This is a genomic window from Streptomyces griseofuscus (genome assembly GCF_014673495.1).
GTDB classification, from domain to species: domain Bacteria; phylum Actinomycetota; class Actinomycetes; order Streptomycetales; family Streptomycetaceae; genus Streptomyces; species Streptomyces murinus.
In genome coordinates this window covers 760,222-772,553 of sequence record NZ_CP051006.1, presented here as the reverse complement: position 1 = coordinate 772,553, position 12,332 = coordinate 760,222, and the positions used below count along the sequence as shown (strand labels likewise).

Sequence of the window (12,332 nt, the reverse complement as noted above, 5' to 3'; positions counted from 1 at the left end):
CCTGGCGAGCCGCGGCCATAACCTGGCTCGCTGTGTCAGCGCTGATCGTCTCCCACTGGTGCCACCCGCTCAGCCGCGCTTGTCGTCCGCCCATTCATCGCTGTTCCACATGACGGGCATGGCTCCGACGGGGTCGAACCGGATCTGCGGGTCGTTGCTCTGGACCAGGCAGATCAGACGGCGGCGAAGTACAGATGCCTTCCTGGCCTGGTCGGCGATGATGTCCAGGACGACCTGGGCCGCCCTGGGGCAGGCCGTCGCGAACCGGTCGTAGTCGGTGAGGACGAGGACCAGCCCGGCGCCCTCGGGAGCATCGTCGTAGCCGCCGTAGCAGGCCACGTCGCCGAGGCAGTCGTTGAGCGCGTCCAGGTTGTGCCCGTAGTGGTCGGGGAAGTCCAGGGCCGCGGCCATGGCACGGTGCATATCTCGCGCCGTGCTCCATCGTCCGGCCTCCAGACAGATCACCTGGAAGCCGCAGTCTTCGAGACGTTCGGTCGCTTGTGTCAGGAGACGCTTGCGCCAGAAGAGAGTGACGAAAGTGTTGATCATGTATTCGATGCCGGGGGGCCGAGTCGTCGCGGTGGCCTGCGCTGGAGCATGTGACGCGTCACTTCGGTAGGCGTCGAGGAGACGGAAGAACTCCTCGACGGGGGTCGAACCGCGTGGGGTGTTGCGTTCGATGTCGGCTGCCCAGCCGAGTGGACTGGAGCCGCCCAGGTGTGTTCCGAGCCATTGGCTGAAGGCTCCGCCATGCCAGAAGTCGTACCCCTCGTCGATGGAGTGCACGCCAACAGCTACCTGATAGCCGATCAGCATCGTCTGTAGATCGTGGAGCGAGCCGCCGGACAGCCACATGTCGGGCCGGAGACGGATCTGGTCCAGGAAGTCGTGCACATCCGTGCAGCCCTGCCAGTGCTTGGCCGTGGGAAACCGGAGGTCTTCGGACGACATGTTCCGACCCTACGGTGCGAAGGGCGCTGTTGTCGGTGGCCGACTGAGCACCCGGCGTTCAGCGGGCTTTTGGCGCGTCGGCACGCGTCCTGCCCTCTGGCCGTGCCTTGGACAACACTGGCCAGTGCCGTGGTCGGCACCCTGTACGGCGAGTACCTCGCGTGCCTCTCTCAGGCCCGCAACAACTTCCGTAGTCTGGCCCGCGATCAGACCGTGGACTTGGTCGAACGAGATCGTTCCGCCCGCGACAGCTTCGCTCCGTGCTACGGCGTGCACTACCAGATGTCGATCACGGCCGCGTCGAACGTATTCGTCGCCTCCGAGAACGCTTTTCGCCGGCTACGTGACGTACGGAATCTTGCCGCGGTCGGCACCCTCGCTGGGGACGAGGTGGCCAGGTGAGGCACCAAACTGGCCAACTCGGACTCTCAGCAGCCCCGTTGTGACCGAGCCTTCCAACTGACGAATCAGCAGGCGATCTGGCGAGTCGAGCGTTTGCTTGGACAGGGCTCACCCTTGAGAGTGGTACGGCTCGGGGACTTCGGGGCGGTGGCCCCCGCCATTGCCCATCAGCACACAGCCAAGAACGCTCGCCGGATGCTCCGCTACGGCTGTTCTTTTGGGTCGGCCCGGGCGCGGTTCCGCCGGAGGTTCCCGCGGTCAGTGGTCGCAGGGGTGCGTGGGCGGAGGCGTTCGCCCTGGGGGCCGAACATGATCAGGTATTCGACCGGGGCGCCGGGGCTGGTGTTCGTCACTCCGTGCGGGGTGCGGGTGTCGAACTCGGCGACGTCTCCGGCGGTCAGAAGGAGGTCCTGGTCGCCGAGCGCGAGCCACAGCCGCCCGTACAGGACGCACAGCCACTCGTAGCCGTCGTGGGAGACCTGACGGGGACGCGTGGGCGGGTCCTCCTCAAGGGCGGGCAGGACGTGCTTGTGGGCGTGCAGGCCGCCGACGTACCGGGTCAGCGGCAGTACTGCTTTGTCGTCGCCGAAGCTCAGCGGTGCCGTGGCGCGCGGCTCGGCCGCGGGGGCGGGTGCCGTGCCGGCCAGCTCGTCCAGGCCGACGCCGTATTCCTTCGAGAGTTGCAGCAGCACCTCCAGGGTGGGCCTGCGCCGGCCGGTCTCAATCCGGGACAGCGTGCTGGACGCGATGCCGGTCGCGCCGCTGACGCCGGCGAGAGTCGCGCCGTGGCGCTCACGCGCGGCCCGCAACCGGGGCCCCAGCGCGGCCAGCGTGCCGTCCACGTCGTCGACCGCCACCACTCCCGCTCCCTCCTGTAGACCATGCCGCTTCACTGCTCTGTTCTGCGAGTTTGCCAGAATGTCAACGCTGATCGCGTCGGGTGGGTGTCGCGTCGCATGATCGACGGAAAGCCGCGAACGCCGCGAACCGAGGAGAAGTCCATGCAGCCCGAGCCCACCGCCGCCCTCCGCCACCGCACCGTCGAGGCCCCTGCCGGGCGCCTGCACCTGGTCGAGCAGGGCAGCGGCCCGCTGGTCCTGCTCGTGCACGGCTTCCCCGAGTCCTGGTACTCCTGGCGCCACCAGCTCCCGGCCCTCGCCGCGGCCGGCTACCGGGCGGTGGCGATCGACGTGCGCGGTTACGGCCGTTCCTCCAAGCCGGCGGCGACCGACGCCTACCGGATGCTCGACCTGGTGGCGGACAACGTCGCCGTCGTGCGCGTCCTCGGTGAGGAGAGCGCGGTGGTCGTGGGCCACGACTGGGGCTCCAACATCGCCGCCGCCTCCGCCCTGCTCCACCCCGAGGTCTTCCGCGCCGTCGGCCTGCTGAGCGTCCCCTACGCGCCGCCCGGCGGCCCTCGCCCCACCGATGTCTTCGGCCTGATTGGCGGCCCCGAGCAGGAGTTCTACGTCTCCTACTTCCAGGAGCCCGGCCGTGCCGAGGCGGAGATCGAGCCCGATGTCCGGGGCTGGCTCGCGGGCTTCTACGCGGCCCTGTCCGCCGACACCGTGCCCGCCCAGGGTGAGCCCGACCCGCACTTCGTCGCCCGCGGCGGCCGGCTGCGCGACCGCTTCCCCGCGGGGGTCCTCCCGGCCTGGCTGAGCGAGGACGATCTCGACGTCTACGCCGGGGAGTTCGAGCGCGCAGGCGTCACCGGCGCACTCAACCGCTACCGCAACATGGACCGGGACTGGGAAGACCTCGCCCCGCACCGCGGAGCCCCGATCGCACAGCCGTCCCTGTTCATCGGCGGCGCCCTGGACGCCTCCACCACCTGGATGTCCGACGCCATCGACGCCTACCCCACCACCCTCCCCGCCCTGTCGGCCTCCCATCTCCTGGACGGCTGCGGCCACTGGATCCAGCAGGAGTGCCCCGACGAGGTCAACCGCCTGCTGACCGACTGGCTCGCCACCCTCCAGGGCTGAACCGGCGGTCGCCCCGGCCCGCTCGGGCGGTGATCATCAGGTGAACACAGGGAGTCATGAAGGGGGTCCGGGGCGGTGGTGTCGGAATGTTTCCGGACGATTAAATAACCGCTGATTTTCGGCCAATTGACGACTTCTCAGGGGCCCGTGCCGCCCAGTTCCAGGGCCCCGCCGTTCGAATTCCGTGACTTCACGCCACTGCTTCAACACGAAATGTTACCGAAACCTGTGGGGTCGATGTGTGTTTCCGGCGGGGACTCGGCAGAGTGGCGCTCGCCGCTCCGACGTCCTACCGGAAACGGAGCCGGCACCCGTCTAGTTCGAGCGGAAGGATGCACACCATGCGGAACACCGCGCGCTGGGCAGCGGCCCTCGGCCTCACGGCCGTCGCCGTCTGCGGACCCCTGACCGGGGCCGCCGTCGCCGCCCCGGACGCCGCCCCGGCCTCGCTCTATGCCCCCTCGGCGCTGGTGCTGACCATCGGCCACGGCGGCGGAGCGGCCACCGCGACTCCCGAACGCGCCGTCACACTCAGCTGCGCCCCGACCTCCTCCGGCACCCACCCGGCCGCCCCCGCGGCCTGCGCGGAACTGCGCGGTGTCGGCGGTGACTTCGCCGCCCTCAAGGCGCGCGACGATGTCTGGTGCAACAAGCTCTACGACCCCGTCGTCGTCACCGCCCAGGGTGTGTGGCAGGGCCAGCGGGTCAGCTACGAGCGCACGTTCGGCAACTCCTGTGAGCGGGATGCCGTCGGCGGCAGCCTCTTCGCGTTCTAGCGAGGGCTGCACAAGGACCGGGATCGCAGGGTCTCCGTGCACACCGGATCAGGACCGTGACTGGGGAGTGCGGACCTCTCGGAACGGGGAACCCGCGATCTCGCGCCGGACCGCTGGGCGAAGTGGGGTCGCCCGCCGGTTTGCCGGCACACAGAGCCGCTCCCCGGACAGGCCCGTGGGGGGCCTACCGGGGAGCGGCGAAAAACGAACGGTGCTCAGGCCTTGCGTCGATGGCTTGTGTCGCACCAGGGGTAGCGGCGGCTGCGCCGACAGGTGCACAGAGCGACACGGAAGCGGTCCGAGGACACCGTCGTACCGTCTTCCAGTTCCACCTCGACCGGACCCTCCACGAGCAGCGGCCCCCGCCGTTGCACGGTGATCCGGCGGGCTCGGTCAGCGGGTTCGTTCGGCACGGATCACCACCAGCTCTTCCGTTCTCTCGTGCGGTGCGAGCAGCCCCCGTCGGCGCAGCCACTCCTCCCGGGAGCGCAGTACGGGGCCCAGCGCGATCCAGCGCCGCCGCACCACCGCGGCCTTCAGGCCCGCGCCGCGCAGCAGTTCCAGGGTGCGCCCGGGATCGCTGAGCACCGACTGCACGATCAGCAGCACGCCCCGGGGCGCCAGCAGCGCGGGCGCCTCCCGGCAGATCCGGTCCAGCAGCAGCCGCCCGTCATGGCCCGCGTCCCAGGCCCGGGACCGGCCGCGCGGACCGCGGCCGCCGTGCGGGGCGGGGACGTAGGGCGGGTTCGCGAGGATCACGTCGTACGACCGTCCGCGCGCCGGTGCGAAGAGGTCGCCGCGCCGGATCCGTACCGGCAGCCGGAACAGCAGGGCGTTCAGCCGGGCCGTCCACACCGCACGCCGGGACACGTCCACCGCGGTCACCTCGGCACCCCGCCGGGCCGCCGCGAGTGCCAGCGCCCCGCTCCCGGTGCCCACGTCGAGCACCCGCGCCCCGCCGGGCACCGCCTCCTCGCGCAGGGCCTCGGCCAGCAGCGCGGTGTCGTCCTGGGGGGCGTAGACGCCCGGAATCAGCAAAGCGATCACGTGACGCGAGTACCCGGACATCGCAGAAATATGGGTCATGTCGCGCACGGCTCTTCCAGCGTGTCCGGCTGGGCGAGTGGGACGCGCAGCGAGGACCTGCCCGCGCGCCAGTCGGCGAGCAGCCGCCGGGCGAGCCGGTCCTCCAGATACTCGGTCGCGTCGATGCCGAAGGCGATGTCCTGGGCCAACTCCGGTTCCTCCTCCAGCAGTCCGCCGATCACCTCGTGCCGGACCACCTGTTCGTGCACCGCGTCCGCCTCCACGTGCTCGTCGTAGAAGAACTGCGCGGCCGCTCCCGCGCCGGTGCGGCGCAGCGCCTCGGCGAGCCGCCGGGAGCCGGGGGAGGAGGTGATCTCCACGTCCGCGAAGTGGCCGACCAGCGCGCCCCGCAGCGCGCGGTGCAGGCCGAACAGCGACATCAGGTTGACGACGGCCAGCATCTCGGCGGGTGCCGCGTCCAGATGGCGGCCGTACGCGGTGTCCAGGCCCAGGTCCCGCATCAGGTCGGCGAACAGACGCGCGTGCACCCGCTCGGCCCGGCCGCCGCCGAACTCGTCGTACTCCACCGCCGCCATCGCCGCCTTCGCCCGGCCCCACAGCCGGGGCAGCACCCAGGCGTGCGGGTCCGCCTCCTTCAGGTGGTACAGGGAGCGCTGCGCCGCGTACTCGCGCAGCTGCCACAACTCGCCCTCGGCGCACAGGAAATGCGTGACGCCGGTGCCCTCGGCCGGTTCCACCAGGAGCGCGCCGAGCGCGTCGTCCAGGCTCGCGTGCCCCGGGGTGTCCGCGCGCAGCGCGGCCAGGAAGCGGTGCTCAAGGGCGGCCCGCAGACGCAGCAGGTCCGGGTCCCACTCGGCCTCGTCGGGCACGCCCGCGAAGCCGCGGTAGTGCAGCTCGTAGCAGAGGTACAGGGCGAGCTGCGGGTCGTCCCCGTAGGGGTCCCCGGGGTCGGTGGGGCCGGGGAGCGGTCCGGTGCCGCGCAGGTATTCGACGAGCGCGGCGGACAGCGGGCCCCGTGCGGGCGGCAGCTCGGGTCCTCGTGGGTTCATGGCGGTCGGGTACCCGGATCCGGGCAGGTCAGTGCCGCCGCCTGGGTGCCGTCCGGTCGCCGCTCGCCTGTTCCTGGGCCTGTGTGTTCGGGGAGATGGCATCCCCGGCCTCGCCCTCGTCGTGGCGCTTCTCGCCGCGCAGCTCGGCCTGCTCGGCCTCGTGCAGCACCTCCTCCAGCGCCGTCTCGGGCCGCTTGCCGTGGTCGTTCCCGCCGGACATGCTGTCTCCTTCCCGTAGGGGTCATCCCCGTGGGTCTCTTTCTGATCTGCATCCGATTACCCGGTACGGCCCCGCCCACGCGCGGGCCCCCGGCGCGGGCTCCGGCGTGCGCCCGCGCCGTCCCCGGGACATGGGCGAGGGGCCGCCGTCTCCCTGCGGACGGCGGCCCCTCGGCTCGGGTGGCCTCTCGGCTCGGTGGCCTCCTGGCTGGATGGCCCTCGGCGGCTCCGCGCCGGACCAGGTGGCCTCGCATGCGGCCGGGTGGCCCCACGTCATGCGGCCGGGTGGCCTCACATATGGACGACCGTCGCCGCGCCCGCGTCCTGCCGCGGCACCCCGCGCCGGTAGAGCAGGAAGGCCAGCACCGCACCCGCGGCGAAGAAGCCCGCCGACCACCAGAAGGCGGTGGTGTAGCTCTCGATCGTGGCCTGCGCCTGGACCAGCTTGCTGGTGGCGTCACGACCGGCCACATAGTGCGTGGCGGCGCTGGTCGCGAGGGTGTTCAGCAGGGCCGTACCGACCGAGCCGCCCACCTGCTGCATGGCGTTGACGCTCGCGGAGGCCACGCCCGCGTCCTCGGCGGCGACCCCGCCGGTGGCCAGCTGCATCGCGGGCGGCATCACGAGACCGAGGCCGAAGCCCGCCACGATCAGCTGCGGCAGCACGGCGGTGCTGTAGTGCGAGCCGAGGCCGATACCGGTCAGCCAGGCCATGCCCGCCATCGCGATGGCGAAGCCCAGCGGGATGACCGCCTTCGGGCCGAGCCGCGGCACCAGGAGCGTGGTGCCCAGCTGCGCCGCCACCATCAGCGCGCCGACCATCGGCAGGAACGCCACACCGGTTTTGGTGGGGCTGAAACCGAGGTTGAGCTGGAGGTAGTAGGTGAGGAAGAGGAACACGCCGAACATGCCGGCGCCGGTGATCAGCACGGCGAGGAAGGAGGCGGCCCGGTCGCGGTCCAGCAGGATCCGCAGCGGCAGCAAGGGGTGCGCGGCACGGGTCTGCCACCAGGCGAACGCGGCGAGCAGCAGGGCGCCGGCGAGCAGGAAGCCCCAGGTCAGCGGGGAGTGCCAGTGGTGGCTCTCGGCGTTGGAGAAGCCGTAGACCACGGAGAAGAGTCCGGCGGCGACCAGGACCGTGCCCGGCACGTCCAGCTTGGCGTGGCTCGCGTCGCGGTGGTTGCCGAGCAGGATCCAGCCGCCCGCGAAGGCGATGACCGCGATGGCCACGTTCACGTACAGCGTCCAGCGCCAGTCCAGGGCGTCGGTGAGCAGCCCGCCGAGCAATAGGCCGACCGCGCCGCCGGCGCCGGCGATCGCGCCGTAGACGCTGAACGCGCGGGCCCGCTCGCGGGCGTCGGTGAACGTGGTGTTGAGCAGGGAGAGCGCGGCCGGTGCGAGCAGCGCGCCGAAGGCGCCCTGGAGGGCGCGGGCGGTGACCAGCATGGTGAAGCCGTTGGCGGCGCCGCCCAGCGCGGAGGCCCCGGCGAAGCCGACGACGCCGACGAGGAAGGCGGGCTTGCGGCCGAACAGATCGGCGATGCGGCCGCCGAGCAGCAGCAGCGAGGCGAAGGCCAGCGCGTAGGCGGTGACGATCCACTGCCGGTTGCCGTCGGAGAAGCCGAGGTCGCGCTGGGCGGAGGGCAGGGCGATGTTCACGATCGTGGCGTCGAGGACCACCATCAGCTGGGCGACGGCGATCACCGCGAGGATCCACCAGCGACGGGGCGAGGCATCGTGCGGCGCCGTCCCGGTCCCCGTTCGGGGATCGTCGGTCAGGGTCTTTTGGGACATGGGGGAACCACTCCAGGGAAGTCGTTCACGCGCGAGTCATACGGCGTACATAAACGAAACGGTTTCGTACGCGTCGAGGCTAGACCAGCTTGAGCGAAACGGCAACGTTTCGCTGTCGCGCCCGGAAAGGCGCACCGCCCGGCGACGGCGCGGGCCCGCCCGGGGCCCCGTCCGCGCCGCTTCCACGTGCGCGGAGTATCCGGATGTGGCGCCCTGGATACACCGCGAGGTTCGGCCCAGGAGCTCGCGGATCCCGCACGCCGTCGCGATGAGGTCGCCACCATGTCCCACGCCCCGTCCCCCGCAGGACCGTCGAACCGCGCTCGGCCGGTGACGAAGTCCGGCCCGGCGGCGGATCCCGGCGCCCGGCCCGCCGATCAGCGGGCACCTCGCCGCACGGCCCTGGTGACCGGCGCCTCCTCCGGTATCGGCGCGGCCGTGGCACGTCGGCTGGCCGCCGACGGCGACTGGCGGCTGGTGCTCAACGGCCGCGACCTCACCCGTCTGGAGCAGGTGGCCGCCGGGACATCGGCGCTGACCGTCGCCGCCGACCTCAGCTGGCCCGGCGCCGACCGCCGGGTGACCGAGACCGCCCTCGACCACCTGGGCCGCGTGGACCTGCTCGTGGCGGGCGCCGGTGTCGGCTGGGCCGGCGATTTCACCGGTATGCCCCGCGCCCGCATCGACGAACTGGTCGGCACCGATCTGCTCGCCACCCTGCACCTCGTCCGCGGACTGCTGCCCCACATGGTCGCGGCCGGCTCCGGACGGATCGTGCTGCTCGGCTCCGTCGCGGGCAGTGTGGGCGTGCGCGGCGAGGCGGTGTACTCCGCGGTCAAGGCCGCCGTGGCCGCCTTCGCCGACGCGCTGCGCTACGAACTGCGCGGCACCGGCGTCGGCGTCACCCATGTGGTCCCCGGCGTGGTCGACACCGCCTTCTTCGACCGGCGCGGCGCCCCCTACCGGCGCACCTGGCCCCGCCCGGTGCCGCCCGAGCGGGTCGCGGACGCCGTGCTCACCGCCGTACGGCGCGGCACCGACGAGGTGTACGTGCCCGGCTGGCTGCGGCTGCCCGCCCGGGTGCGCGGCGCCGCGCCGGGGCTCTACCGGCGGCTCGCCGCCCGCTTCGGGTGAGCGCCCGTGCTCGCCCTCCCGGTCGGCCTCGCCCTGTGCTCGGCGCTTGCGAACGCCGCCTCCTCGGTGCTGCAACGCCGGGCCGCCGCGGTGGACACCCCCGCGGAACCCGGCGGCCCCGGCGCGCTGCTGCGGGGGCTGCGGCGACTGCTGCGGCGCCCGGACTGGCTGGCCGGAGTCGCCCTGCTGATGCTGTCCGCCGTCATGCAGGGCTGGGCACTGGCCGTGGGCAGTCTCTCGCTGGTCCAGCCGCTGCTCGCCACCGAGCTGCTGTTCACGCTGATCGTGGGCGGCCTCGTCTTCCGGCGCCGCCCGGGCGGCCGCACCTGGCTGGCGTTCGTCGCGCTCGCCGTGGGGCTGGCCGTCTTCCTGCTCTCGGCCGCGCCACGCCCGGGCCGCGACGACGCCACCTCCCGGGCCTGGCTCATGGCGGGCGGGGTGGCCTGCGCCGTCGTCCTGCTGCTGGTGCTGGCCGCCCGTACGGTACGGGGGCCCGCCCGCGCGGCGCTGCTGGGCCTCGCCTCCGCCGTGTCCTTCGCGACCACCGCCGCGCTGCTCAAGGAGAGCGTGGGACGGCTGCGGCTGGGGCCGGGCGTGATGTTCTCCCACTGGTCGCCGTACGCCACCGCCGCCGTCGGGCTGGTCGCCTTCCTGCTGCTCCAGAGCGCGCTCGGCGCCGGATCGCTGGCCGCCTCCCAGCCCGCGCTCACCCTGGGCGACGCGCTCACCAGCGTGGCGCTCGGCTGGGCGCTGTTCGAGGAGTCCGTACAGCTCGGGCTGCGGATGATCCCCGAGGCCATCGGCATCGTGCTGATCGGCGCGGGCAGCATCGGACTGGCCAACACGCTCTCCGCCGGGCGCGGTTGGGACGCACCCGCCGAGCCGGACGGCAGTGAGGTCCGGACCCGCCGTGAGTGAACACCTGATCCCCTGGCGGGCTCCCCGGCCGTCGGCGCGCGCCCTGGGTACGGCCGCCGCGCTGCTGCCGCTCGGGCTGGTGGGCGCCCATGTCGGCCCGGCCGCCACCTGGCTGCCCGCCGTACGGCTGCCGCTGTTCCCCCGGCTCGCGGGCACCGGAGCGCCCCACCATGTCGCCCTGACCTTCGACGACGGCCCCGACCCGGTCGCCACGCCGCGCTTCCTGGACGCGCTGGACGGACTCGGCGTGCGCGCCACCTTCTTCGTGCTCGGCGAACACGCGGTGCGCCATCCCGCGCTGGTCGCGGAGACCGCACGGCGCGGGCACGAGATCGCGGTGCACGGCTGGCGCCACGACCGGCCCTGGCACCCCGCCCTCGCCCGCGAACGCGAGGGCGTCGCCCGCACCGCCCGCGCCGTCCACGACCTCACCGGCCGCAGCCCCCGCTGGTACCGGCCGCCGTACGGCATCCTCACCTCCCCCCGCTGGCTGGCCGCCCGGCGCGCCGGGCTGCGCCCGGTCCTGTGGTCCGCCTGGGGCAAGGACTGGCGCGCGGACGCCACCCCGCGGTCGGTGCACGCCCTGGTGACCGCGCAGCTGCGGGGCGGCGGCACGATCCTGCTCCACGACTCGGACCGGCAGTCCGCGCCCGGCTGCTGGCGAGCGGCCCTCGACGCCCTGCCGGGCATCGTCGGGGACTGCCGGGAGGCGGGGCTGGCGGTCGGGCCGCTGGGGGAGCACGGGATCGGCTGATCAGGAAGACGAGGGGCCGGCGCGTTCGGCGCGTTCGGCGAGTTCCGCCACCGCCGCCATCGGGTCCGCCCGGAACAGGGCGCGCGCCTGCGCCGCCCGCGCCGGGCCGCAGGACGGAAGGTCGGCCAGGGCCTTCAGCAGGCCGGGCGGGTCCGGGGCGAGGGCCGAAAGACCCAGGTCGGCCATCCGGTGGACGCCCTCCAGGCCATGGCCCGGCAAGGGGCGGTAGCCGATCACCGGCAACCCGGCGGCGAGGGCCTGGACAGCGGTCTGACCGGCCGCGTTGTCCAGCAGGGCGTACGACGCGCCGAGCAGCCCCGGCATGTCCGCTACCCAGTCGAGGGCGAGCGCCCCGGGAACCCGGCCGATCCGGTCGTACAGCCGCCGGTTACGACCGCACAGCACCACCGGCAGATACCCGGCGCCGGCGAGCAGCGCGGCGGTCGCGTCCGGCCGGGACGCCGCTCCCCAGGCACCCGCGGACAGCAGCACCGGCGGCCGGCCGGGCGCACGACCGGCGAACCGCTCCCGCCAGCGCGCCGCGCCCGGGGCCGGGGCCGAGAACGGCGGGGCCACGGCGGGACCGGTCGGCACGGCCGCCACCCCGAGGCTCCCGCGCACCTCCCGGGCCGCCGCGTCCGTCAGGCACAGATAGCGGTCGTTGCCCGGGTGCAGCCACTGCCGGTGCACGGCGAAATCGACCAGATAGACCGCGCTCGGCACCCGCAGCCGCCCCCGCGCCCGCAGATGCCCGGTCAGCTGGGCGGCCAGATGGAAGACCGACACCACGACATCGGCGTCCACCCGGTCCACGAGGGTGAGCAGCCGCTCCCCGGCGAGCCGCGCCAGTGGCACCCCGCTCGGCCGGGTGCCGCCCGGGCCGCCGCGCAGGAACGCGTCGTAGACCCCGGCGTACACCCAGGGCGCGTGCCGGACCACCCCCTGGTACCAGCCGCGCAGCCCCGCCCCGAGCCCGCGGGGCAGCAGCGTCAGCACGTCGACGACGTACGGCTCATGGCCGTACCCCCCGGCCCGCCGCGCCAGTTCGGCGGCGACCGTGTCATGTCCCGCCCCCATGCTCGCGCTCAGGACCAGCGTCCGGCGCCGCCGGGGCACCTCGGCAGATGCGCACACGGGGACCGATTCTCCGGGCCGGGACGGCCGAACCGGACAGGCCGGGCCGTGTCGGGCCGTGTCGGGCCGCCTCGATGGACCCGACTGGCCGACTCCTCCGTGGCGGGACGCCCGGACCGTGCCAGAGTGAAGCCAGGCGCGCGTTCACGCCGGACCCGCACGCGCG

Annotated in this window: 14 protein-coding genes; 6 read left to right on the top strand and 8 right to left on the bottom strand. The window is 73.3% G+C overall.

Annotation, left to right across the window (positions count from 1 at the left end):
- Positions 1-69: 69 nt before the first annotated feature.
- The gene (locus HEP81_RS03425; RefSeq protein WP_243279274.1) at positions 70-951 is read right to left on the bottom strand and encodes a barstar family protein; all 882 of its coding nucleotides are present in this window, start codon (positions 949-951) and stop codon (positions 70-72) included.
- Between the two features lie 129 nt (positions 952-1,080).
- On the opposite strand from HEP81_RS03425, the gene HEP81_RS03420 reads away from it, so the two are divergent.
- Positions 1,081-1,353 (top strand): hypothetical protein, encoded by a 273-nt coding sequence (locus HEP81_RS03420; protein WP_037652503.1) that lies wholly within the window; start codon positions 1,081-1,083, stop codon positions 1,351-1,353.
- A gap of 203 nt (positions 1,354-1,556) precedes the next feature.
- On the opposite strand, the gene HEP81_RS03415 is transcribed toward HEP81_RS03420, so the two are convergent.
- The gene (locus HEP81_RS03415; RefSeq protein WP_051849968.1) at positions 1,557-2,210 is read right to left on the bottom strand and encodes a helix-turn-helix domain-containing protein; all 654 of its coding nucleotides are present in this window, start codon (positions 2,208-2,210) and stop codon (positions 1,557-1,559) included.
- 144 nt (positions 2,211-2,354) lie between these two features.
- Here HEP81_RS03415 and HEP81_RS03410 point away from each other — a divergent pair, with 144 nt between their 5' ends.
- Complete coding sequence (locus HEP81_RS03410; RefSeq protein ID WP_037652505.1) at positions 2,355-3,341, top strand: alpha/beta fold hydrolase; 987 nt, start codon at positions 2,355-2,357, stop codon at positions 3,339-3,341.
- A 341-nt stretch (positions 3,342-3,682) separates the two neighbouring features.
- Positions 3,683-4,117 carry a subtilase-type protease inhibitor gene (locus tag HEP81_RS03405; protein ID WP_037652508.1) on the top strand — a complete coding sequence of 145 codons (435 nt, stop codon included), beginning with the start codon at positions 3,683-3,685 and terminating at the stop codon, positions 4,115-4,117.
- Positions 4,118-4,332: 215 nt separating this feature from the next.
- Here HEP81_RS03405 and HEP81_RS03400 read toward each other — a convergent pair whose 3' ends face one another.
- The 5 genes from HEP81_RS03400 to HEP81_RS03380 form a co-directional block, all read right to left on the bottom strand.
- Positions 4,333-4,530, bottom strand: a complete 198-nt coding sequence (locus HEP81_RS03400; RefSeq protein WP_078967192.1) for a CDGSH iron-sulfur domain-containing protein — start codon at positions 4,528-4,530, stop codon at positions 4,333-4,335.
- Entirely contained in the window at positions 4,511-5,185 is a 675-nt protein-coding gene (locus HEP81_RS03395; RefSeq protein ID WP_037652511.1) for a HemK2/MTQ2 family protein methyltransferase, read from the bottom strand. The genes HEP81_RS03400 and HEP81_RS03395 overlap by 20 nt, the downstream gene beginning before the upstream one ends.
- 14 nt (positions 5,186-5,199) lie before the next feature.
- Positions 5,200-6,213: an iron-containing redox enzyme family protein gene (locus HEP81_RS03390; protein ID WP_037652512.1), complete on the bottom strand. Its 1,014-nt coding sequence runs from the start codon at positions 6,211-6,213 to the stop codon at positions 5,200-5,202.
- Between the two features lie 28 nt (positions 6,214-6,241).
- The gene (locus tag HEP81_RS03385; protein ID WP_037652514.1) at positions 6,242-6,433 is read right to left on the bottom strand and encodes a hypothetical protein; all 192 of its coding nucleotides are present in this window, start codon (positions 6,431-6,433) and stop codon (positions 6,242-6,244) included.
- A gap of 290 nt (positions 6,434-6,723) precedes the next feature.
- Positions 6,724-8,226, bottom strand: a complete 1,503-nt coding sequence (locus HEP81_RS03380; RefSeq protein WP_037652516.1) for an MFS transporter — start codon at positions 8,224-8,226, stop codon at positions 6,724-6,726.
- A gap of 282 nt (positions 8,227-8,508) precedes the next feature.
- Between HEP81_RS03380 and HEP81_RS03375 the strand changes: the two genes are divergently transcribed.
- From HEP81_RS03375 to HEP81_RS03365, 3 genes are read left to right on the top strand one after another with little or no spacing between them, the layout of a single operon-like run.
- Positions 8,509-9,360, top strand: a complete 852-nt coding sequence (locus tag HEP81_RS03375; protein WP_037652518.1) for an SDR family NAD(P)-dependent oxidoreductase — start codon at positions 8,509-8,511, stop codon at positions 9,358-9,360.
- 6 nt (positions 9,361-9,366) lie between these two features.
- Positions 9,367-10,278 carry a DMT family transporter gene (locus HEP81_RS03370; protein WP_037652522.1) on the top strand — a complete coding sequence of 304 codons (912 nt, stop codon included), beginning with the start codon at positions 9,367-9,369 and terminating at the stop codon, positions 10,276-10,278.
- 43 nt (positions 10,279-10,321) lie between these two features.
- On the top strand, positions 10,322-11,032 hold the full coding sequence (locus tag HEP81_RS03365; protein ID WP_233360993.1) for a polysaccharide deacetylase family protein: 711 nt from the start codon (positions 10,322-10,324) through the stop codon (positions 11,030-11,032).
- On the opposite strand, the gene HEP81_RS03360 is transcribed toward HEP81_RS03365, so the two are convergent.
- Positions 11,033-12,109 (bottom strand): MGDG synthase family glycosyltransferase, encoded by a 1,077-nt coding sequence (locus HEP81_RS03360; protein WP_051849945.1) that lies wholly within the window; start codon positions 12,107-12,109, stop codon positions 11,033-11,035.
- Positions 12,110-12,332 lie beyond the last annotated feature (223 nt).

Coding starts and splice junctions, on each gene's coding strand:
- HEP81_RS03375 (WP_037652518.1), top strand. CDS start 8,509: ATGTCCCACGCCCCGTCCCCCGCAGGACCGTCGAACCGCGCTCGGCCG.
- HEP81_RS03385 (WP_037652514.1), bottom strand. CDS start 6,433: ATGTCCGGCGGGAACGACCACGGCAAGCGGCCCGAGACGGCGCTGGAG.
- HEP81_RS03410 (WP_037652505.1), top strand. CDS start 2,355: ATGCAGCCCGAGCCCACCGCCGCCCTCCGCCACCGCACCGTCGAGGCC.
- HEP81_RS03360 (WP_051849945.1), bottom strand. CDS start 12,109: ATGGGGGCGGGACATGACACGGTCGCCGCCGAACTGGCGCGGCGGGCC.
- HEP81_RS03380 (WP_037652516.1), bottom strand. CDS start 8,226: ATGTCCCAAAAGACCCTGACCGACGATCCCCGAACGGGGACCGGGACG.
- HEP81_RS03405 (WP_037652508.1), top strand. CDS start 3,683: ATGCGGAACACCGCGCGCTGGGCAGCGGCCCTCGGCCTCACGGCCGTC.
- HEP81_RS03425 (WP_243279274.1), bottom strand. CDS start 951: ATGTCGTCCGAAGACCTCCGGTTTCCCACGGCCAAGCACTGGCAGGGC.
- HEP81_RS03395 (WP_037652511.1), bottom strand. CDS start 5,185: ATGTCCGGGTACTCGCGTCACGTGATCGCTTTGCTGATTCCGGGCGTC.
- HEP81_RS03390 (WP_037652512.1), bottom strand. CDS start 6,213: ATGAACCCACGAGGACCCGAGCTGCCGCCCGCACGGGGCCCGCTGTCC.